The 21,173-nt window shown below is 58.8% G+C and carries 17 protein-coding genes; 5 read left to right on the plus strand and 12 right to left on the minus strand.

Annotation, left to right across the window (positions count from 1 at the left end; translation table 11 throughout):
- Positions 1-20: 20 nt before the first annotated feature.
- The 5 genes from topA to GHO32_RS09145 form a co-directional block, all read right to left on the minus strand.
- The gene (gene topA, locus GHO32_RS09125) at positions 21-2,648 is read right to left on the minus strand and encodes a type I DNA topoisomerase (protein WP_153334238.1); all 2,628 of its coding nucleotides are present in this window, start codon (positions 2,646-2,648) and stop codon (positions 21-23) included.
- Positions 2,649-2,762: 114 nt separating this feature from the next.
- Positions 2,763-2,999 (minus strand): DUF1653 domain-containing protein, encoded by a 237-nt coding sequence (locus GHO32_RS09130; RefSeq protein ID WP_048368808.1) that lies wholly within the window; start codon positions 2,997-2,999, stop codon positions 2,763-2,765.
- A gap of 85 nt (positions 3,000-3,084) precedes the next feature.
- Positions 3,085-4,260, minus strand: a complete 1,176-nt coding sequence (gene fadA, locus GHO32_RS09135; RefSeq protein ID WP_048368713.1) for an acetyl-CoA C-acyltransferase FadA — start codon at positions 4,258-4,260, stop codon at positions 3,085-3,087.
- A gap of 27 nt (positions 4,261-4,287) precedes the next feature.
- On the minus strand, positions 4,288-6,435 hold the full coding sequence (gene fadB, locus GHO32_RS09140; protein ID WP_153334236.1) for a fatty acid oxidation complex subunit alpha FadB: 2,148 nt from the start codon (positions 6,433-6,435) through the stop codon (positions 4,288-4,290).
- 432 nt (positions 6,436-6,867) lie between these two features.
- Complete coding sequence (locus GHO32_RS09145) at positions 6,868-7,305, minus strand: hypothetical protein (protein WP_123750242.1); 438 nt, start codon at positions 7,303-7,305, stop codon at positions 6,868-6,870.
- Between the two features lie 115 nt (positions 7,306-7,420).
- Here GHO32_RS09145 and GHO32_RS09150 point away from each other — a divergent pair, with 115 nt between their 5' ends.
- The gene (locus tag GHO32_RS09150) at positions 7,421-7,906 is read left to right on the plus strand and encodes a universal stress protein (protein WP_153334272.1); all 486 of its coding nucleotides are present in this window, start codon (positions 7,421-7,423) and stop codon (positions 7,904-7,906) included.
- 74 nt (positions 7,907-7,980) lie between these two features.
- Here the strand turns inward: GHO32_RS09150 and GHO32_RS09155 are convergent, their stop codons facing one another.
- Entirely contained in the window at positions 7,981-9,897 is a 1,917-nt protein-coding gene (locus GHO32_RS09155; protein ID WP_048368810.1) for an ATP-binding cassette domain-containing protein, read from the minus strand.
- Between the two features lie 215 nt (positions 9,898-10,112).
- Between GHO32_RS09155 and GHO32_RS09160 the strand changes: the two genes are divergently transcribed.
- Positions 10,113-12,041: a transglycosylase SLT domain-containing protein gene (locus GHO32_RS09160; protein ID WP_123750240.1), complete on the plus strand. Its 1,929-nt coding sequence runs from the start codon at positions 10,113-10,115 to the stop codon at positions 12,039-12,041.
- Positions 12,042-12,121: 80 nt separating this feature from the next.
- On the opposite strand, the gene GHO32_RS09165 is transcribed toward GHO32_RS09160, so the two are convergent.
- From GHO32_RS09165 to yegS, 3 genes are all read right to left on the minus strand, one after another.
- Positions 12,122-12,928 (minus strand): MOSC domain-containing protein, encoded by an 807-nt coding sequence (locus tag GHO32_RS09165; protein ID WP_153334235.1) that lies wholly within the window; start codon positions 12,926-12,928, stop codon positions 12,122-12,124.
- Between the two features lie 78 nt (positions 12,929-13,006).
- Positions 13,007-13,942 (minus strand): chemotaxis protein CheV, encoded by a 936-nt coding sequence (locus tag GHO32_RS09170; protein WP_153334233.1) that lies wholly within the window; start codon positions 13,940-13,942, stop codon positions 13,007-13,009.
- A gap of 116 nt (positions 13,943-14,058) precedes the next feature.
- Positions 14,059-14,952, minus strand: a complete 894-nt coding sequence (gene yegS / locus GHO32_RS09175; protein ID WP_153334231.1) for a lipid kinase YegS — start codon at positions 14,950-14,952, stop codon at positions 14,059-14,061.
- Between the two features lie 174 nt (positions 14,953-15,126).
- Between yegS and GHO32_RS09180 the strand changes: the two genes are divergently transcribed.
- A complete protein-coding gene (locus tag GHO32_RS09180) occupies positions 15,127-16,557 on the plus strand; it encodes a mannose-1-phosphate guanylyltransferase/mannose-6-phosphate isomerase (RefSeq protein WP_153334229.1) in 1,431 nt (476 codons plus the stop codon).
- A gap of 512 nt (positions 16,558-17,069) precedes the next feature.
- Here the strand turns inward: GHO32_RS09180 and glp are convergent.
- Both glp and moaB read right to left on the minus strand, forming a co-directional pair.
- Positions 17,070-18,296, minus strand: a complete 1,227-nt coding sequence (gene glp, locus GHO32_RS09185; protein WP_368668370.1) for a gephyrin-like molybdotransferase Glp — start codon at positions 18,294-18,296, stop codon at positions 17,070-17,072.
- Complete coding sequence (gene moaB, locus GHO32_RS09190) at positions 18,280-18,819, minus strand: molybdenum cofactor biosynthesis protein B (RefSeq protein WP_048368722.1); 540 nt, start codon at positions 18,817-18,819, stop codon at positions 18,280-18,282. Before moaB ends, glp begins: the two co-directional genes overlap by 17 nt.
- Before the next feature lie 77 nt (positions 18,820-18,896).
- On the opposite strand from moaB, the gene mobA reads away from it, so the two are divergent.
- Entirely contained in the window at positions 18,897-19,466 is a 570-nt protein-coding gene (mobA, locus tag GHO32_RS09195; RefSeq protein ID WP_153334227.1) for a molybdenum cofactor guanylyltransferase MobA, read from the plus strand.
- 101 nt (positions 19,467-19,567) lie between these two features.
- Entirely contained in the window at positions 19,568-19,789 is a 222-nt protein-coding gene (locus GHO32_RS09200; RefSeq protein WP_048368724.1) for a YgdI/YgdR family lipoprotein, read from the plus strand.
- Positions 19,790-19,887: 98 nt separating this feature from the next.
- Here GHO32_RS09200 and GHO32_RS09205 read toward each other — a convergent pair whose 3' ends face one another.
- Entirely contained in the window at positions 19,888-21,165 is a 1,278-nt protein-coding gene (locus tag GHO32_RS09205) for an OmpP1/FadL family transporter (protein ID WP_153330801.1), read from the minus strand.
- Positions 21,166-21,173 lie beyond the last annotated feature (8 nt).

A 21,173-nucleotide genomic window follows, 5' to 3' on the forward strand; every position in this document is an offset into this window, starting at 1 on the left:
GTGGTGCGGTCAGTTCAGTTTCAAGCGTCTTTTTCTTTGCGCTTGTCTTCTACTTTCCAGCTACCACCGTCGTAGAACGCACGCCAGCCGGTCGGCTTGCCGTCCACTTCGGTCTGTACGTATTGCTCTTTGGTCTTGCGGCTGTAACGAATCACGGCCGGGCGACCTTCCGGGTCTTTCTTCGGCGCTTCACACAAGAAGTGATACTTAGGATCAATCTCGTCCTTGTGCGGAATGATTTCGATCACCAACGGTGCGCGGGTCTCACGGTTTTTCGGGAACTGGCTCGCTGCCAGGAACAACCCCGAAGCACCATCACGCAGGATGTAGGTGTCGTCGACCTTCTCGCACTTGAGCTCCGGCATTTTCACCGGGTCCATTTTCGGGGGCGCCGCCTCACCGCTTTTCAGCAGTTTGCGGGTGTTCTTGCACTCCGAATTGGTGCAACCAAAAAACTTGCCGAAACGCCCGGTCTTGAGCTGCATCTCACTGCCGCACTTGTCGCACTCCAGGCTCGGCCCTTCGTAGCCCTTGATGCGGTAGTTGCCTTCTTCGATCTCGTAACCCACGCAATCCGGGTTGTTACCGCAGATGTGCAGCTTGTGTTTTTCATCCAGCAGGTAAGCATCCATTGCCGTGCTGCAGATCGGGCAGCGGTGTTTGCCCAACAGCACCAGCGACTCGGACTCGCCCTCGTCGTCCGCAGCGATTTCATCGCCCGGCACCAGGTTGACGGTGGCCTTGCAACGCTCTTTAGGCGGCAGGCTGTAACCCGAGCAACCCAGGAACACACCGGTGGAGGCCGTACGGATTTGCATCGGACGTCCGCATTCCTTGCACGGAATATCGGTCATGACCGGTTCGTTGGCACGCATGCCGCCATCCGGTGCTGCTGCTACTTCAAGCTTTTTCTTGAAGTCGCCGTAGAACTCGTCCAGCACGTTTTTCCAGTCGCGCTCGCCTTGTGCGACGTCATCGAGGTTCTCTTCCATGCCGGCGGTGAAGCCGTAGTCCATGAGGTCAGAGAAGCTCTCAGACAGGCGCTCGGTAACGATGTCGCCCATTTTCTCGGAGTAGAAACGACGGTTGTGCAGCGCCACGTAACCGCGGTCCTGGATGGTTCCGATAATCGCTGCGTAGGTCGACGGACGACCAATACCGCGTTTTTCCATCTCTTTCACCAGGCTCGCTTCCGAATAACGCGCAGGCGGCTTGGTGAAGTGCTGGCTCGGGTCCAGCTGGATCAGCTTGAGCACGTCGCCCTGGGCCATGTCCGGCAGTACATCGTCATCGCCAGGCTTGGTGATTTGCGGCATTACGCGGGTGTAACCGTCGAACTTGAGGATACGGCCCTTGGCACGCAGCTCGAAGTCGCCTGCGGCCACGCTGACGGTGGTCGACAGGTATTTGGCTGGCAGCATCTGGCACGCCACGAACTGGCGCCAGATGAGCTCGTAGAGGCGCTCAGCGTCGCGCTCCATGCCCGACAGCTTGCTCGGGTGCATGTTCACGTCTGAAGGACGAATCGCTTCGTGAGCCTCTTGTGCGCCTTCCTTGCTGCTGTACACGTTAGGGGTCGGCGGCAGATATGACTCGCCGAACTCGCTTTCGATGTAAGTGCGCGCCATCGCGACCGCATCGGCCGAGAGGTTGGTGGAGTCGGTACGCATGTACGTGATGTAGCCCGCTTCATACAAGCGCTGAGCCATCATCATGGTTTTCTTCACCCCGAAGCCCAAGCGGTTACTCGCCGCCTGTTGCAGGGTGGAAGTGATGAACGGTGCCGACGGCTTGCTGCTGGTCGGTTTGTCTTCGCGCTTGGCGATGGTGTAGCTGGAAGCCTTGAGCTTCTCCAGCGCGGCCATGGCCTGGGCTTCGTTCAGTGGCTTGAAGGCTTCGCCGTTTTCGCGGGCCACGTCAAAGCGCACTTTCGCACCCTTGGCAGTACCCAGGTCAGCGTGAACTTCCCAGTACTCTTCGGGGTTGAACGCACGAATCTCACGCTCACGCTCAACCACCAGCTTCACCGCAACCGACTGCACACGGCCAGCCGACAGGCCACGGGCAATTTTGGCCCACAGCAACGGCGAGACCATGTAGCCCACCACGCGGTCGAGGAAGCGACGCGCCTGCTGTGCATTCACACGGTTGATATCCAGCTCGCCCGGCTTGGAGAAGGCTTCTTGAATCGCCTTCTTGGTGATCTCGTTGAACACCACACGCTTGTAGCGGCTGTCGTCACCCCCGATGGCTTCGCGCAGGTGCCAGGCAATGGCTTCCCCCTCGCGATCCAAGTCGGTTGCGAGATAGATGGTGTCAGCATCTTTGGCGAGCCGGCGCAGCTCTTCGATGACCTTTTCCTTGCCGGGCAAAATCTCGTACTTGGCTTTCCAGCCATGCTCGGGATCGACCCCCATGCGCGAGATCAGCTGCTTTTGAGCTTTCTCTTTAGGCGACAGGGCCGGCGCTTCGCCCGCCGCTGCCTTGCCACGCTTGGCAGCAGGTTCTTTACTGGCGCTAGCCGAACCGCTGGTGGGCAGGTCTCGGATATGGCCGATACTCGACTTCACCACGTACTCGTTGCCCAAGTACTTGTTGATGGTCTTGGCCTTAGCCGGGGATTCCACAATGACCAGCGATTTGCCCATGGATCAGAAAATTCCTGAATTCTAGAAGTGAAAGGCGGTGAGCGCCTGACGCGGCACCGCTATATATAGTGGCTACAAGGTGAGGTCAAGCACAGGGTTCTGCGCGACCTGGCCTCATGGCCGGGAAAAAATGCTCGGTTCAGCCTCAATCAAGGCAAAACGCGGGACCTGCTCACCGTCAACGATGACCGTCTCAAGGAACATGCTCAGCGGGCGCACCCAAAAGCCGAAATCGCCATACAGGGCTTGGTAAAACACCACTTCCTCTTCGGTTTCAGAGTGGCGAGCCACATTGAATACCCGATATTGCGGCCCTTTGTAATGCTGATAGAGCCCAGGTTGTAGCGGCATGTTGCGGCCCCCTGCAAGAAAAAATAAAAAAAGCCTGAAAACAAAAACCGGGGCACATGGCCCCGGCTTCCATCAACGCAACGCTTTAGACGCGTTCGAAGACAGTGGCAATGCCCTGGCCAAGACCAATGCACATGGTGGACAACCCGAAAGTGCCGCCATTTTGCTTCATCACATTGAGCAAAGTGCCGGAGATGCGAGCACCCGAGCATCCAAATGGATGGCCCAGAGCGATTGCACCGCCGTGCAGGTTAACCTTCTCATTCATCTTGTCGAGCACTTTCAAATCTTTCAGCACTGGCAGGGCCTGTGCAGCGAAAGCTTCGTTAAGCTCAATGAAGTCGATATCGGCCATATTCAAGCCTGCGCGCTTCAATGCTTTTTGTGTTGCCGGTACTGGACCATAGCCCATGATTGCCGGGTCCACACCTGCCAGTGCCATCGAGCGGATCACGGCCAGCGGCTCCAGACCCAGATCTTTGGCGCGCTGGGCGGACATGACGATCATGCACGAAGCACCGTCGGTGATCTGCGACGAAGTGCCCGCAGTCACGGTCCCGCCTTTAGGGTTGAAGGCTGGCTTCAAGGCGGCCAGGCTTTCCAGGGTGGTTTCCGGACGGATAGTTTCATCGTAGTCGAAAACTTTCAGGAAGCCGTTTTCGTCATACCCCTGCATCGGGATGATTTCGTCCTTGAACTTGCCTTCAATCGTTGCCTTGTGGGCCAACTGATGCGAACGCACGCCAAAGGCATCCTGCTGCTCACGGGTGATGCCGTGCATCTTGCCAAGCATTTCAGCGGTCAGGCCCATCATGCCCGACGCTTTTGCTGCGTACAGCGACATGTGCGGGTTAGGGTCAACGCCGTGCATCATGCTCACGTGGCCCATGTGCTCGACGCCGCCCACGACAAACACATCACCGTTGCCGGTCATGATGGCTTGCGCGGCGGTGTGCAGTGCGCTCATGGACGAGCCGCACAGACGGCTCACGGTTTGTGCCGCCGACGTGTGCGGGATCTGGGTCATCAGCGACGCCATGCGCGCGATGTTCCAGCCTTGCTCCAGGGTCTGGTTAACACAGCCCCAGATCACGTCTTCGACTTCAGCCGGGTCAACCTTGCTGTTGCGCTCCAGCACTTTGCTGATCAGGTGCGCCGACATGTCTTCGGCGCGGGTGTTGCGGTGCATGCCACCCTTGGAGCGGCCCATCGGGGTGCGACCGAAGTCGACAATCACCACGTCTCTAGGATTCAAGCTCATAATTTCACTCTCACTCTAATGGGGCGCTTAACCGAAGAAGCTCTGACCGTTTTTGGCCATTTCACGCAGCTTCGCAGTCGGGTGGTACAGCGCGCCCAGTTCAGCGTACTGATCAGCCAGGGCTACGAACTCTGCCACACCGATCGAGTCGATGTAGCGCAGCGCGCCGCCACGGAACAGCGGGAAGCCAATGCCATAGACCAGACCCATGTCGGCCTCGGCTGCCGTTTCAACGATGCCGTCTTCCAGGCAACGTACGGTTTCCAGGCACAGCGGGATCATCATCCAGTTGATGATGTCTTCGTCGGTGACGTCGCGCTGCTCGTAGACAACCGGCTTGAGCACTTCAAGCACGCTGGAATCCACGACTTTCTTCTGCTTGCCTTTCTTGTCCGCCTCATAGGCGTAGAAACCTTTGCCGTTTTTCTGACCCAGACGGTTGGCTTCGTACAGCGCATCGACTGCCGAGCGACGGTCGTCTTTCATGCGATCCGGGAAGCCTTCAGCCATTACGTCACGGCCGTGGTGACCGGTGTCGATACCGACCACGTCCATCAGGTAGGCAGGGCCCATCGGCCAGCCGAATTTTTCCATCACTTTGTCGATACGCACAAAGTCGACACCGGCGCTGACCAGCTTGGCGAAACCGCCGAAGTACGGGAACAGGACGCGGTTGACCAGGAAGCCCGGGCAGTCGTTGACCACGATCGGGTTCTTGCCCATTTTCTTGGCGTAAGCAACCGTGGTGGCAACCGCCAGATCACTGGACTTCTCGCCACGGATTACTTCAACCAGTGGCATCATGTGCACCGGGTTAAAGAAGTGCATGCCGACAAAGTTTTCAGGACGCTTGAGCGCCTTGGCCAGCAGACTGATGGAAATGGTCGAGGTGTTGGACGCAAGAATGGCGTCTTCACGCACGTGGTTTTCCACTTCAGCCAATACCGCTTGCTTGACCTTCGGGTTTTCAACAACGGCTTCGACAACCAGGTCGACGTTGCCGAAATCACCGTAAGACAAGGTAGGACGAATACCGTTAAGGATTTCAGCCATTTTGGCCGGGGTCATGCGACCTTTATCAACGCGGCCCACCAGCAGCTTGGCGGCTTCTGCCAGACCTTGCTCGATGCCGTGCTCGTTGATGTCCTTCATCAGGATCGGCGTACCTTTGGAAGCCGACTGATAGGCAATACCGCCACCCATGATGCCGGCACCAAGAACGGCGGCCTGCTTCACGTCTTTGGCGATCTTGTCGTAGATCCTGGTTTTTTTCTTCAGTTCCTGATCGTTCAGGAACAAGCCGATCAAGGCATTCGAAGCCGAGGTTTTGGCCAGTTTGGCAAAGCCTGCCGCTTCCACTTCCAGCGCTTTGTCGCGACCGAAGTTCGCGGCTTTCTGAATGGTCTTGATCGCTTCAACCGGCGCCGGGTAGTTCGGGCCAGCCTGGCCTGCAACGAAACCTTTGGCGGTTTCGAAAGCCATCATTTGTTCAATCGCGTTCAGCTTGAGTTTTTCAAGCTTTGGCTGGCGCTTGGCCTTGTAGTCCAGCTCGCCGCTGATGGCGCGTTTGATCACGTCCAGTGCAGCGTCTGCCAGCTTGGCAACCGGCACCACGACATCAACCGCGCTGACTTTCAGCGCGTCTTCGGCACGGTTTTCTTTGCCCGAGGCGATCCACTCAACCGCGTTATCAACGCCGATCAGACGTGGCAGACGGACGGTGCCGCCGAAGCCCGGGTAGATGCCCAGCTTGACTTCTGGCAGGCCGATCTTGGCGCTGTCGGCCATGACGCGGAAGTCCGCAGCCAGGCACATTTCCAGACCGCCACCCAACGCTATGCCATTGATCACGGCAACCGTCGGGACATTGAGGTCTTCGAAATCACTGAAGATTTTGTTGGCTTCGAGGTTGCCCGCGATCAGCTCGGCATCCGGCAACTTGAAGTTTTCGACGAATTCGGTGATGTCAGCGCCGACGATGAAGACGTCTTTGCCACTGGAAACGATGACACCCTTGACCGAAGCATCTGCCTTGATCGCATCCACTGCCTGACGCAATTCGTTCAGGGTTAGACGGTTGAACTTGTTGACGGACTCACCCTTGAGATCGAACTTGAGTTCGACGATGCCACTTTCAAGAGCCGTAACCGTGATGGCTTTACCTTCGTAAATCATCAACTGATCTCCACGATATGGAAGCTGAACAGTACACGTCGGACGCTAGCGTCTGGCTGTCATTGACCGTTGTGTCAATGCTGATGCCAATCCGCCAGGCACACCCGCCAACGCGATAGTCGGGATTCTGCGAGCATCGTCTGACAAGACAAACACCCGATTCATACGCCCGTTTGATTTGGGTGTCGACACATTCACGGAAAAGCCAACGATTGTCAATTGTCCAAAACAAGGATGACAAAACGACTCACCGGTCAGATTTAAAACCCGCGCAAGAGCAGACAAGGATAGACAGGGATTTACGGCAGGACAGCACACCGTAGTCGCTGACGAGGCACGAGGCTGCGATACGGGCCGCAGGACCGTCGCTGAGGAGGTCGCTTCGCAACCCATCGCAGCCTCGTGCCTCGTCAGCGACTACAAAATAGCGGTTTACGCCAAGGCTTTAAGCACTTGATCAATGGCTTGCAGGACGTCTGGCTCGCCTTTTTCGCCCCAGTACAAGGCAATCATCTGTGGCCCGGCTTCAACTTTGTACACGTTGGCCGGTAATTTGTTGAACTGGGTCAGCAAGCGCTCATCCGTGCAGACTTCACGCCACTGATTGACCCATATTCCCGGCGCTGATTGCCAATAGCACCAGACTTCAGGCTTAGTACCCCGACGCGGACGATGAAACTGCGCACACGAGCCCGGCGGCTCAGGTTCAAGCCAGTGCGGCCATTCCTGGCTCGCCAGTTGCATTGCCAACCCCATGCGCCGGGCTTCCATGCGCAATGCCATGCGACCACTCTGGCGCCGCGAAGGTCGCAGCCAGGCCAAAGGGCTCAGAACCAGCACCAGGATTGACACCACGATCCATACCGTCATATTTCTACTCTCATCACTTTATAAACGAGTTGATCCCGATCCATAACACGCCTCAATAAACGGGCCATACTCATCATTAATCTCCCTTACAGGAACGCTTCACATGACCTCGCCGATGCCCTACAAACATATTTTAGTTGCCGTCGACCTGACCGAAGAATGCGACCCCGTAATCTATCGCGCCAGCGCCAGCGCTGAAGCGAACAATGCAAAACTGTCGCTCATCCATATCGTCGAGCCCATGGCGATGGCCTTTGGTGGTGACGTCCCCATGGACCTGTCACAGCTTCAGCAACAGCAGTTCGACCAGGCCAAAGCGCGTCTTGAGCGCCTGATCGACATCTACCCGCAACTGTCCAAAGACAACTGCCACCTCAAATACGGCCAACCACGCCAGGAAATCCACGGCTTTGCCAAAGAGCACGGCTGCGAACTGATCGTCGTCGGCAGCCATGGCCGCCACGGTCTGGCGCTGTTGCTGGGTTCTACCGCCAACGACGTGCTGCACGGCGCACCGTGCGATGTACTGGCCGTGAGCCTTAAGAAACATGAAAAATCAGAAACTCATGAGAAACATGAGAAACATGAAAAAACCAAGTAAGGCTCGCCACTGCGCATAACAAAAAGCCCGGCCCTGATTAAAGGGCCGGGCTTTTTGTTTCAACGCATCGTCACTCAGGCATCCAGCTCGGCCCAACGCTCGACCAATTGATCAAGCTCGGCTTGCAGCTTCTCCAGCTTGGCAATCACAGCAGCGGTTTCAGCGGCAGGACGCTGGTAGAAACCGGCTTCGGCCATTTCAGCCTCGACAGCCGCGATGGCCTGCTCTTTGGCATCGATGTCGCCCGGCAACGCTTCCAGCTCGCGCTGAAGCTTGTAGCTGAGCTTCTTTTTCGCCGCAGGTGCAGGCTGTGCAGCGGCCGGAGCCGGTGCCGCCGTGACCACCGCCGAATTCAAGTCAGCCTTGCCCGACTTGCTTTCGGTGACGCCCAGCAGACGCGGCGAACCGCCCTGACGCAGCCAGTCCTGATAACCGCCCACGTATTCACGTACTTTGCCTTCACCTTCGAAGACCAGCGTGCTGGTGACCACGTTGTCGAGGAATGCCCGGTCGTGGCTGACCATCAGCACAGTGCCCTGGAAGGTCAACAACACTTCTTCAAGCAACTCGAGGGTTTCTACGTCCAGGTCGTTGGTCGGTTCGTCGAGTACCAGCAAGTTGGCCGGCTTGCTGAACAGCTTGGCCAGCAACAGACGCGCACGCTCACCACCTGACAGCGCCTTGACCGGCGTGCGGGCACGCTGCGGGCTGAACAGGAAGTCACCCAGATAGCTGAGGACGTGGCGGCTTTGACCGTCGATGTCGATAAAGTCGCGGCCTTCAGCCACGTTGTCGATCACGGTCTTTTCCAGGTCCAACTGGTGGCGCAATTGGTCGAAGTACGCCACGTCGATGCGCGTGCCCTCTTCCACTTTGCCGTCGGTGGGTTGCAGGCCGCCCAGCATCAGCTTGAGCAGCGTGGTCTTGCCGGTACCGTTAGCGCCCAGCAGACCAATGCGGTCGCCGCGCTGCAGGACCATCGAGAAGTCTTTGACCAGGAACGGGCCGCCCGGGTGAGCGAAGCTGACGTTTTCCAGCACCATCACTTGTTTGCCGGACTTTTCAGCGGTATCGAGCTGGATGTTGGCCTTGCCGGTGCGCTCACGACGCTCGCTGCGCTCTACACGCAAGGCTTTCAAGGCACGAACACGGCCTTCGTTACGGGTACGACGGGCTTTGATGCCCTGACGAATCCACACTTCTTCCTGAGCCAGACGCTTGTCGAACAGCGCGTTGGCGGTTTCTTCTGCGGCCAGGGTGGCTTCTTTGTGCACCAGGAAGCTGGCGTAGTCGCCGTTCCAGTCGATCAGGCCACCCCGGTCCAGCTCCAGAATCCGGGTTGCCAGGTTCTGCAAGAAGGAACGGTCGTGGGTGATGAACAGCACAGCGCCCTGGAAGTCCTTCAAGGCCTCTTCCAGCCAGGCAATTGCGCCGATGTCCAAGTGGTTGGTCGGTTCGTCGAGCAACAGCAAGTCAGGTTCGGAAACCAGTGCTTGCGCCAGCAGGACGCGACGACGCCAGCCACCCGACAACTCGGCGAGGGTTTTGTCAGCCGGCAACTGCAGGCGGCTCAGGGTGCTGTCGACCAATTGCTGCAAGCGCCAGCCATCACGGGCTTCAAGGTCTTGCTGGACGTGCATCAGTTTGTCCAGGTCGGCATCGGTGACGATGTTCTGGCTAAGGTGGTGGTACTGGGCCAGCAATTCGCCGACACCGTCCAGACCTTGAGCCACCACGTCGAACACTGTCCGTCCGTCGGCTACCGGCAACTCTTGCGGCAATTCGCCAATCTTGAGCCCGGGTGCGCGCCAGACAGAGCCGTCGTCAGGCTTTTGATCACCTTTAACCAGCTTCATCATGCTGGACTTGCCGGTGCCGTTGCGGCCGATGATGCACACCCGCTCTCCACGGGCGATCTGCCAGGACACCTTGTCCAACAACGGCGTAGAGCCGAAAGCAAGGGACACATCGCTGAATTTGAGCAGGGTCATGAGCTTCTCCAAAAACTGGGCGCGCATTCTACCTGATTTGAGCCCGCAGGCGGCCGGGTATTTCGTGTACGGGCGCGTCTACCGTTCATTTCTGAACAAGATGCACCGGTTAGCCGCCAAGGCTTTCACGGGTTGCCGGCAAAAGGCTAAGCTACGACACAGTCTGTGCAGCCGAGCGCTGCACGTGTCGTGTTTTCAATCTGTACGGAAGCCTCATGCGCAGTCGCCTTTTCAACTTTTTATCCTGCCTGCTGCTCTCTACCTGCGCCGTGCAATCAACGCTGGCTGCAGACCTGACCCAACAACGTCAACTGTACGATGACGCCAAGCGCGCCTTGGCCAAGGGTGACTCCGGCCCTTACTTTCAAAATGCCGCCGCCCTGCGCACGTACCCGCTGACCCCTTACCTGGCCTACGACGAGCTGACCGCACGCCTCAAATCTGCCAGTAACGCCGAAATCGAACAGTTTTTAGCCGAGCACGGCGACCTGCCACAGTCCAACTGGATGAGGTTGCGCTGGTTGCGCTGGCTGGCCGAGCGTGGCGACTGGGCAACCTTCGTCAAGTATTACGACCCCAAGCTCAATTTCACCGAGCTGGATTGCCTCAATGGCCAATACCAGATCAGCCACAACCTCAAGGCTGAAGGCTATGCCAGCGCCGAAAAACTGTGGCTGGTGGGCAAAGCCCAACCTACCGCCTGTGACGCCCTGTTCGGGCAATGGGCCGCCGAAGGCCAGTTGACCGAGCAAAAGCGCTGGCAGCGGGTCAAACTGGCCGCCGAAGCACGCAACTATGCGCTGGCCACCTCATTGGCCAGCGGGCTGACCACGCTGGGCCCGCAAGCCAAGCTGATGATCGCCGTGGCGCAAAAGCCCGACATGCTCAGCCAGCCTTCGGTGTTCTTGCCGGCCAGTGAAGCCATGTCGGATGCGGTCGGCCTGGGTCTGCGCCGTCTCGCCCGCCAGGACCCGGAAAAAGCCGCGTCGCTGCTCGACACCTATGCCAACAACATGCACTTTTCCCGTGACGAAAAAGTGTCAATCGCCCGGGAAATCGGCCTGACGTTCGCCCGTCGTTACGACAGCCGTGGCCTGGCCATCATGACCCAGTACGACCCGGAGCTGCGTGACAACACCGTCACCGAATGGCGCCTGCGCCTGCTGTTGCGCCTGGCGCGCTGGGAAGACGCGTATCAGCTGACCAAAAAACTGCCGCAAGACCTCGCAACCACTAACCGCTGGCGCTACTGGCAGGCCCGCAGCCTGGAGCTGGCCGAGCCGAAAAACCCGCAAGCGCTGGTGCTGCTCAAGAATGTCGCCAAGGAACGTGACTTCTACGGTTTCCTGGCCGCCGATCGGGCGCAAACGCCTTACAAGCTCAACAACAAGCCGCTGGTGCTCAGCCCGCAACTGGTCAACAAGGTACGCAATACACCGGGTATTCAGCGCGCCCTGGAGTTCCATGCCCGGGGCCAGGTGGTGGATGGTCGGCGTGAGTGGTACTACGTCAGCCGTCACTTCAACCGTGACGAAATGGTCGCCCAGGCCAAGCTGGCTTACGACCTCAAGTGGTATTTCCCGGCCATTCGTACCATCAGTCAGGCGCAGTATTGGGACGATCTGGACATTCGCTTCCCGATGGCGCACCGCGACACCCTGGTACGCGAAGCTAAAGTCCGCGGCCTGCATTCAAGCTGGGTATTCGCCATTACCCGTCAGGAAAGCGCCTTTATGGATGACGCCCGCTCCGGCGTGGGCGCCAGCGGCTTGATGCAATTGATGCCCGCCACCGCCAAAGAGACTGCCCGCAAATTCAGCATCCCGCTGGCCTCGCCACAGCAAGTGCTGGACCCGGACAAAAACATCCAGTTGGGCGCCGCTTACTTGAGCCAGGTACACGGCCAGTTCAATGGCAACCGCGTGCTCGCCTCAGCGGCCTACAACGCAGGCCCGGGCCGGGTGCGTCAGTGGTTGAAGGGCGCGAACCATTTGGGCTTTGACGTGTGGATTGAAAGCATCCCGTTCGACGAAACCCGCCAATACGTGCAGAACGTGTTGTCTTATTCGGTGATCTACGGGCAGAAGCTCAACGTGCCACAGCCGCTGGTGGACTGGCATGAGCGGTATTTTGATGATCAATAATTGACGAAACCCTGTAGGAGCGAGCTCGTCTCGCGATCTTTTTAAGGTCAAAAGATCGCGAGGCAAGCTCGCTACTGCAGTTATTCCAGAATGGTGACTGGCATGCCGACTTCCAGCACGCCTTCGCCGTCGTTCACCAGGTTTTGCCCAAACATCGCGCCACCTTCCTGTTTGCGATAGTTGTTCAAGGTCGTGAAGGGTTCACGATTAGCGTCCCGCTCGCCGGTCTGCGGGTCGATCGTGGTGAGGATGCAACGCGAGCACGACTTGACCACACGAAACTCAACATCGCCAATGCGGATGCGCTTCCAGCCGTCTTCGGCAAACGCTTCGCTGCCCTCAATCACCAGGTTGGGGCGAAAGCGCAGCATCTCCAGCGACCGCCCTACTTTCTGCGAAAGGTCATCCAGCGAGGCCTGACCAATCAGCAGCAAGGGGAAACCATCGGCGAACGCCACTTTGTCATCATCCTGCCCGTAGCCCGATTCTGTCATGCGCGCGCGTTGCAGCGGCACATGCACCAGCCGCACCGGCTTGTCGATAAAGCCGCTTAACCACTGCGCCGCTTCATCTCCGGCATCCGGCACGCGCAAGGTGTCGCGCCAGATGGTCACACCGCGCAGATTGTCGTCCGGGTTCGGTAACGCCACCTCCAGAGGCGTAAACCCATGGGCACTCAAGGTCAGGCCGCCCGCTCCATTCCACAGAGCCGACAGCTGGCTCATTTTTGGCTCTGTGCGCTGCGTCAGGAATCGCCCGCTCGCTTCGTCCACGAGCATCCAGCGTCGATCACCGACCAGCCCCAGCTTGTCCAATCGGGCTAGCGGCAGGCTTTCGCCTTTGCCGGATTTCAGTGGGAAGCGATACAGCGCACTCAGACGAAGCATGGGTCAGATCCCTGCAAGGTAAAAAAGCCACAGTATAGAAGCCTTAGGGCCTGCAAAGATCCCCCCACTGGGGCAGGATCAGGCAGGCACTTCGTCCAGCATCAAGCGCTGACGAACGACCTCCACCAATTTATCCGGCTGGAATTTGGAGAGAAAGTTGTCACACCCCACCTTCTTCACCATCGACTCGTTGAAGCTGCCGGACAAGGAAGTGTGAAGTACCACATACAAGCTGCGCAGACGAGGATCGTTACGAATTTCTGTGGTTAAACGGTAACCATCCATTTCAGGCATTTCCGCGTCGGTGAACACCATCAGCAGCTTGTCGGTCATGACCTGCCCGGAATCGGCCCAGGCCTTGAGCATGTTGAAGGCTTTGAGGCCGTCGCTGGCGACATGCATTTTGATCCCCAACTGCGACAACGTTTCCCGCAACTGCGCCAAGGCCACACTGGAATCATCGACCAACAGCACTTCACGGCCCCGCGCGCGCTCCAGCAATGGGTCGGCCAGCTTGTCGGGGGAGACTTTGGCGTTGTACGGCACGATCTCGGCCAAGACCTTTTCCACGTCGATGATTTCCACCAGTTGCTCGTCAACCTTGCTGATGGCGGTCAAATAATGGTGGCGCCCGGCGCTGGCGGGCGGCGGCAGGATGGCTTCCCAGTTCATGTTGACGATCCGGTCCACACTGCCCACCAGAAAGGCCTGAATCGAGCGGTTGTACTCGGTGACGATGATCGTGCTGTCGGGCCCCGGCACCACCGGGCGCATGCCGATGGCTTGGGAAAGATCGATGACGGGCAGGGTCTTGCCGCGCAAGTTGATGACCCCGCACACATGCCGATGGCGATGGGGCATCAGGGTCAACTTGGGCAGTTGCAGCACTTCTTGCACCTTGAACACGTTGATTGCGAACAACTGCCGCCCTGCAAGGCGAAACATCAGAAGTTCCAGTCGGTTTTCACCGACCAACTGTGTGCGCTGGTCTACCGTGTCGAGAATGCCGGCCATAGATATTTCCTGGGCGTGTGTGCGAAAGGTCCTAGGCTATCGACACGACACGTCGATTCTTGACCCTTCCCTGCTCTCACGCCGTAAAAATAGTGGCCACATGACATCTTTCTCGATCAAGGACTCAGCAGCGGCGAGTTTTGCGGCAGATGCACGCGCAGCGCACCTTTGTGTGCGCTGAAGCGCAAGCTATCGCCCGTTAGCGGCTCGCCATCGAGGTTAAGCGCCAGCCCTTGCGCGGCCTTGATCTCTACCCATGGCAGGCGCGCCCGGACAAACAGGTTGTCCAGCCCCCAGCCGCCCGCCATGAGGTTTTTCACCGTACCCACCACCTCTTGTGGCGCGGGCAGGATACTCACGTCCAGCAAGCCATCATCGGCCAATGCCTGCGGGCACAACTCGTGCCCACCGCCCGCCTGGCGGCCATTGCCAATGCCCAGCGCCAGTAACTGGCCTTGCCACTGAAAATCGGGGCCTTGCAACTCGGCATAGGCCGCTTGCAACTCAGTAAAACGCGAGAGCCCGGTAAACAGGTAGGCCGCGCCGCCGATGACTTTTTTCAAGTCTTCTGAGGTATTGGCGGTGACCTGGCTGCCAAAGCCGCCTGTGGCCATGTTCAAAAAGTACTGCCCGCCAACTTCACCCAAATCGATCTGCCGGGCCGGTACGTCCAGCAGCCCCAAGGCCGGGCCGGGTTCCAGCGGCACCCCCGCCGCACGGGCAAAGTCATTGGCCGTGCCCAACGGCAACAGCACCAGGCTGGCGGTGGTCTGTGCCTGTGCCATTGCTTCGGCCACATCACGCAACGTGCCGTCACCCCCACCTGCAATCAACTGCTCGTAACCGGCCTCAAGCGCTTCGCCCACCAGACGCTGCGCGTCCCCGGCTTCCCACGTGAGGCGCACCGTCAGCTCGCGCCCGCCTGCACGTTGCTGCTCGACAGCGGCCCGAACGTCTTCGTTCATGGCTTGCTTGCCGTGCAAAATCAAAAATGCCTTTCCTGCACTCATGCCGCATCTCCTGGTCAGTCCGTAGGGTTGGACAACAACCGATCAAGAAAGGCCCAACTCAGGCGGTTTATTTGCAAAAAAACCTTTCAGGGCCGTCAACGGGTCGATCAAACCGCCAGAACCCGTCAGACTTCCCCCCCCAACCGCAGCCCATTGCCCCTGGAGGCGTTCTGAATGAGCCCACTCATTCCCTGCATCATCGCCGGTGGCGCGGGCACCCGACTGTGGCCGGTGTCGCGTGAAGCCATGCCTAAGCCCTTCATGCGCCTGCCCGATGGCCAGAGCCTGCTGCAAAAGACCTTTCAACGCGCCACCGGCTTGCCGGGTGTGAGCCAGTTGCTGACCGTGACCAACCGCGACGTGTATTTCCGTACGCTTGACGACTATCGCCAGCACCCGGCGGACGACGTCGCGCTGGACTTCATCCTTGAGCCCTTCGGCCGCAACACCGCCCCCGCCATCGCCGCTGCCGCGCTGCACGTGGCCCAACGTTACGGCGCAGATGCGCACCTGCTGGTGCTGCCGGCCGATCATCTGATCAGCGACATCGCGGCCTTCCAGCAGGCCGTCGACAGCGCCCGGCAGTTGGCCGATCAGGGCTGGCTGGTGACGTTCGGTATTCAGCCGACCAGGGCCGAGACGGGGTTTGGCTACATCGAAAAAGGCGACGGGTGTGCCGTGGCGCGCTTCATTGAAAAACCGGATGCGGCCACCGCCCAGCAGTACCTGGAGGACGGCCTGCACCTGTGGAACAGCGGAATGTTCTGCATGCGCGTCGACAGCCTGCTGCAAGAGCTTGCGCAACATGCGCCGCAGATCCTCCAGGCCGTGAGCCAGTGCCTTGAGCACAGCCCGGTTTTTGAAGGCCCGCAGCAACGCCATCGCGAACTCGACAGCCAGACCTTCGCTCAGGCGGCCGATATTTCCATTGACTATGCGTTGATGGAACTCTCGAAAAAAGTCGCCGTCGTGCCCTGCCAACTCGGCTGGAGTGACATTGGCAGTTGGCAGGCAGTGCGTGAATTGAGCCCCGCCGATGCCAATGGCAACCAGTGCACCGGGCACACCGTGCTGCACGATGTGCAGGGTTGTTACATCGACTCGCCTACGCGGCTGGTCGGCGGGGTGGGCCTCAAGGATTTGATCATCATCGACACCGCCGATGCACTGCTGATCGCCGATGCGACCCGCAGCCAGGATGTTAAATACATCGCTCAGGCGCTCAAGCAACAAGGCCACGATACGTATCGCCTGCACCGCAGCGTGACACGGCCCTGGGGCAGCTACACCGTGCTGGAAGAAGGCCCGGGGTTCAAACTCAAACGCATCGTGGTCAAGCCGCACGGCGCCTTGTCATTGCAGATGCACCGCCACCGCAGCGAACACTGGATCGTCGTCAGCGGCATCGCACAGGTGACCAATGGCGACCAGCAGTTTGTGCTGGGCAGCAATGAATCGACCTATATCAAAGCAGGCCGCGCGCACCGCCTGGTGAACCCAACCGACGTTGAGTTGGTGATGATCGAAGTGCAATGCGGGGACTATGTAGGGGAAGACGACATCGTGCGCTTCAATGACGTGTATGGGCGCACAGAAACGCCATAAACGCGGAGCTGCCGCCCGATCTTTGACGCCGCGCGGAGGCGCGTAAAACAGGACACTGTAGTCGCTGACGAGGTACGAAGGCTGCGATCGGCCATCCCTGGCCGTGTCGCGGCTAACCCGGCGTCCTGCCGGGTTACCCACTGCGCAACACCTGCGTTCGGCCAGCGTGGTTTAACGGGGCCTCTTAGATCAAAAGCCAGATCAAGATCAACAGATCGCGAGGCAAGCTCGCTCCTACAGAGCCTTTAGGATCAATCAGTTATTTTATGTTTGATAAAAGGGGCCACCACGTCTTCGACGCCGCGCTGTCGCGCAGCAAACAGGCCTCCGAGTATCTTCAGCAACCCCCAATCGGTTCCCTCTCCTTCGGGAGTGGCTAGGGTGAGGGGCTCTTAGACCAAGATCAAAAGATCGCGAGCAAGCTCGCTCCTACAGGGCCTTTAGAATCAATCACTTATTTTATGTTTGATAGGAGCTGCCGCAGGCTGCGGCAGTTCCTGCGCGTTAGGGGGTTAGCCCAGCACTTCGCTTAGCGGGATAAAGCCGACCCCGTCGCCTTCGGCCAGCGTGCTGCCTTCAAGCACTTCCACCAGCCCATCGGCCCAAGCAGCGCTGCGTAAAACGCCTGAGCTCTGGTTTTTGTAAATGATTGCCCGGCCTTGATCCAGCCGGCCACGCAGGTATTCGCGACGATTGCCCGGCTTGGCCCAGACGAACCCGGCTGGCACTTGAAACTTCAACGGCGCAACGTCTTGTACGCCCTGACGGCGCAACAGGTAAGGCCGGGCCAGCAATGCAAAGGTCACCAGGGTCGAGGCCGGATTACCCGGCAAGCCAATCACCGGCACACCGCGAAAATGCCCAAAGGTCAGGGGTTTTCCGGGTTTAATCGCCAGTTTCCACAGGGCCAGTTCGCCCTCTTCACGCAGGGCTATCCCGAGGAAGTCCGCCTCCCCCACCGAGACACCGCCCGTGGACAAGATCAGGTCAACCGCACCCAGCGCCGCCAAACGCTGCCGGGTGGCAGGCAGGTCGTCGGGCAAAATTCCGGCGTCGACCACCTCACACCCCATGCGCTTCAACCAACTGCACAGCACCACGCGGTTGCTGTTGTAGATCTGCCCCGGCCCCAACGGCTGACCCGGCTCAATCAGCTCGTCACCGGTCGACAACACGGCCACTTTGACCCGGCGAATTACCTTGAGCGTGGCGCAGCCCAGAGACGCGGCTAACCCCTGCTCGATCGGTCCCAGCCGGGTACCTGCCGTCAGCACGGTTTCGCCCACGGTGGTTTCCTGCCCTTGAGGACGAATGTTCTGCCCCACGGTCAGCGTCTCAGTGAACAACACCCGCTCATCGGCCTGGACCTGAGCGTTTTCCTGCATTTCGACGCAATCGGCGCCCTGCGGAACCGGCGCGCCGGTGAAGATCCGTGCGCACGTGCCCGGCGTCAAAGGCTCAGGCGCTTGCCCGGCAAAAATCCGCTGGCTGACAGGCAGCGGTTCGCCCGTCCAGTCAGCCAGGTTGAGTGCGTAACCGTCCATGGCGCTGTTGGGCCACGGCGGCAAATCAAGGCTTGCCACCAGGTCATCGGCCAGCACTCGCCCGTCACTGTCGGCCAACAGCACTGACTCGCTGTCACGGATTGGTGCTGCCTCGGCCAGCGCCAGCAATTGCGCCAGTGCGACTTCAACGGGCATCAATTCGCCCGTGCGCCCCGGCTTACCCACGGGTTTCACAGGCCGGTGCCTGCTTCAAGTGCGCGACAAAGTTGCAAGGGCGGTGACGGGCATCCAGTTGCTCGGCCAAAATGCCGTCCCAACCGGTACGCACTGCGTTGGTCGAACCCGGCAGGCAGCACACCAGCGTGCCATTGGCCAAACCGGCCAAGGCGCGTGATTGCACGGTCGAAGTACCGATATCGGCCACGGAGATCTGGCGGAACAATTCGCCAAAACCATCGACCTGCTTGTCCAGCAGGCAACTCACCGCCTCTGGCGTGCTATCACGCGCAGTAAAGCCGGTGCCGCCGGTGATCAACACCACTTGCACTTCATCATCGGCAATCCAGGTCGCCACCTGGGCGCGAATTTTATACAGGTCGTCCTTGAGCAATACCCGCGCCGCCAAATGGTGCCCTGCCTCGCTCAAACGATCGACAAAGACTTGCCCGGACGTGTCGGTTTCGAGGGTCCGGGTATCGCTGACGGTTAACACCGCAATGTTCAAAGGAACGAAAGGCGCATCAACTTTGGCTTTCATAAACGGGGTCCGGTTGTAGGAAAAACAGGTGGGTGTTATATCACGCCCTTATTCGCCAGACGGAGCGTAGCCCATTCATGCAGCCGTTTCAGAGTTCGATTTTGCTTCTGGCCGGGGGCCGGGGCCAGCGTATGGGTGGCCAGGACAAAGGCCTGGTGCCGTGGCGCGGGCAGCCGCTGATTGCTTATGTGCAGCAGGCGGCGCGCGCGCTGACCGATGACTTGATCATTTCCTGCAATCGCAACCACGACCGCTACGCCGCCTATGCCGACCAGTTGGTGAGCGATGGCAATGATGACTTTGACGGGCCGCTGGCGGGCATTCGGGCGGGCCTGGCGGCGGCCCGGCATTCACACCTGCTGGTGCTGCCGTGCGATGTGCCCAGGGTCAATGGCGAGCTGCTCGGCACGCTGCTCGCTGCCGCCGCCCTCGCGCCGGACACACCGCACATGGTGTGTCAGGGCGAACACTGGGAGCCGTTGTTTTGTGTGATCCCGACGGCATTGGCACCGGCATTCGAAGCAGCCTGGCACACGGGCGAACGCAGCCCGCGAAAAATCATGCTCCAGCTCAATGCACAGCCCGTACAATGCCCCGAAAATGATTCACGGTTAAGCAACTTCAACACTGCTGACTTACTGATATAAGCTAACGCGCTGTTCTTGTGGCTAACCACGGAACTTGAGAGCGATGTATACGTCTCAAGGACAGTGATTAATAACAGCACCCCTATTTGTTGGAGATAAACATGACTCATCGGACTCTGGCCGCTCTTATGCTCACTGCAGGCCTGGCCGCCCTTGCTGGTTGCTCCTCGCCAAGCGTGATCACACTCAATGATGGCCGTGAAATCCAGACAGTCGACGCCCCTAAGTACGACTCGTCGTCGGGCTTTTACCAGTTCAAACAATTGGACGGTAAAGAAACCCGCATCAATAAAGACCAGGTTCGTACCGTTAAAGAACTGTAAGCCTTCGGGTTTATGCGTTAAACAACAAAACCCGCCAAGTGCGGGTTTTGTTGTTTAACGCGTCTGCAAAAAATCTGGCTGTTGCTGAGACTGCGCGATCAGAAGCGATAGGTCACCGAGCCACCAAAGCCATTGGCGCTGTTTTCATACTTGGCGTCGTAGGTCAGGCCCAGCGCGGGCTGGCTGTCATGAACCTTGATCGGCTGTTCCTTGAGGTAGGAATAGGCAACGTCGAAAGTCAGGTTATCCACGGGTGTCCAACCGGCACCGACGCTGAATACTGTCCGGTCTCCCGTAGGAATCCGTACCGAGCGGTCGGTATTGTTGGTGGGGGTCTGGTCCAGCGTTAGACCGGTGCGCAACACCAACTGCTTATTGACCCGATACGCCGCGCCGATGGCATGCGACCACGTGTCATGCCAGTTCTGCACCTCGGTAATTGAAGCCAGTTCGCTGCTACCGTCGGACACGCCGGAGTTATTGACCGTAATTTTCTTCAACTGGCTCCAGCGGGTGTAGGTACTGCCCGCATAGAGGGTCCAGTCATCGTTGAGTTGATGAGTGACCGAGAAGTCTACCGACGACGGCGTGGTGATATTCAGCTTGGCGCCGTAACGCTGCGGCCCACCGTCCACCAGGTCTGAGAGCAAGCCCGAGGCATTGGTGTGGCCACTCAGGTGGTAAACCACTTGCGAGTGATACGTCACACCGAAGCGGGTACTGTCCAGCGCTTGCACCAACAGCCCGGCGTTAAAGCCGATGGCGTTGTCGTCGCCCTTGATCTTGACGGTTTCATTGCCCAGTCCAAACGCCGGCACTTTGGAATCCAGCTCGCCGGTGAGACGGTTAAACGTCGGCCCGAAACCCACCGAGACTTTATCGTTAAAGGCATAGCTGACGGTCGGCTGAGTGGTGATGACTTGCACTTTGCTTTTGCTGCCAAAACCGTTGCCCTGGAAGCTGCTCTCATAGTCAGTCACCAGGCCGAACGGAGCATAAACGCCCAGACCAAAGGCCCAATGCTCGTCAATCGGGGTGACCAGGTAGCCGAACGGCACGCCAATGCCGGGTACCATGTCGCCTTTGTTGGTGCCCGGGTTATCAGCGCCAAACTGCGTAGAGCTGGCGTCCTTGATGGTGGATTTGGCATCCAGGTAAGTGGCGCCAACACTGACTTCGTTTTGCTTGAGGCGGGACATACCGGCAGGGTTGCCATACACGGTGCTGGCATCGTCGGCAGAAGAGGAGCGCCCGGCAAAACCGGTTCCCATCCCGCTGACACTTTGTTCGTTAAGGGAGAAACCACCGGCGAGCAGTTGAGTCGAGGCAACAGCAACAGATAGCGCCAAAGCGCTTTTGAGCATTTTTTTATTCATTATTAGGA

The sequence above is a fragment of the Pseudomonas sp. FSL R10-2189 genome (genome assembly GCF_009600325.1).
In the GTDB taxonomy this organism is placed as follows: Bacteria; Pseudomonadota; Gammaproteobacteria; order Pseudomonadales; family Pseudomonadaceae; genus Aquipseudomonas; species Aquipseudomonas helleri.

Excerpts from the sequence above, each read along its gene's own strand:
- GHO32_RS09145 (WP_123750242.1), bottom strand. The coding sequence starts at position 7,305 with ATGACGGTATGGATCGTGGTGTCAATCCTGGTGCTGGTTCTGAGCCCT.
- GHO32_RS09170 (WP_153334233.1), bottom strand. The coding sequence starts at position 13,942 with ATGGCCGGCATTCTCGACACGGTAGACCAGCGCACACAGTTGGTCGGT.
- GHO32_RS09180 (WP_153334229.1), top strand. The coding sequence starts at position 15,127 with ATGAGCCCACTCATTCCCTGCATCATCGCCGGTGGCGCGGGCACCCGA.
- moaB (WP_048368722.1), bottom strand. The coding sequence starts at position 18,819 with ATGAAAGCCAAAGTTGATGCGCCTTTCGTTCCTTTGAACATTGCGGTG.
- GHO32_RS09150 (WP_153334272.1), top strand. The coding sequence starts at position 7,421 with ATGCCCTACAAACATATTTTAGTTGCCGTCGACCTGACCGAAGAATGC.
- yegS (WP_153334231.1), bottom strand. The coding sequence starts at position 14,952 with ATGAGTGCAGGAAAGGCATTTTTGATTTTGCACGGCAAGCAAGCCATG.
- GHO32_RS09205 (WP_153330801.1), bottom strand. The coding sequence starts at position 21,165 with ATGAATAAAAAAATGCTCAAAAGCGCTTTGGCGCTATCTGTTGCTGTT.
- GHO32_RS09165 (WP_153334235.1), bottom strand. The coding sequence starts at position 12,928 with ATGCTTCGTCTGAGTGCGCTGTATCGCTTCCCACTGAAATCCGGCAAA.
- topA (WP_153334238.1), bottom strand. The coding sequence starts at position 2,648 with ATGGGCAAATCGCTGGTCATTGTGGAATCCCCGGCTAAGGCCAAGACC.
- GHO32_RS09155 (WP_048368810.1), bottom strand. The coding sequence starts at position 9,897 with ATGACCCTGCTCAAATTCAGCGATGTGTCCCTTGCTTTCGGCTCTACG.
- GHO32_RS09130 (WP_048368808.1), bottom strand. The coding sequence starts at position 2,999 with ATGCCGCTACAACCTGGGCTCTATCAGCATTACAAAGGGCCGCAATAT.
- GHO32_RS09200 (WP_048368724.1), top strand. The coding sequence starts at position 19,568 with ATGACTCATCGGACTCTGGCCGCTCTTATGCTCACTGCAGGCCTGGCC.
- mobA (WP_153334227.1), top strand. The coding sequence starts at position 18,897 with ATGCAGCCGTTTCAGAGTTCGATTTTGCTTCTGGCCGGGGGCCGGGGC.
- GHO32_RS09160 (WP_123750240.1), top strand. The coding sequence starts at position 10,113 with ATGCGCAGTCGCCTTTTCAACTTTTTATCCTGCCTGCTGCTCTCTACC.
- fadB (WP_153334236.1), bottom strand. The coding sequence starts at position 6,435 with ATGATTTACGAAGGTAAAGCCATCACGGTTACGGCTCTTGAAAGTGGC.
- fadA (WP_048368713.1), bottom strand. The coding sequence starts at position 4,260 with ATGAGCTTGAATCCTAGAGACGTGGTGATTGTCGACTTCGGTCGCACC.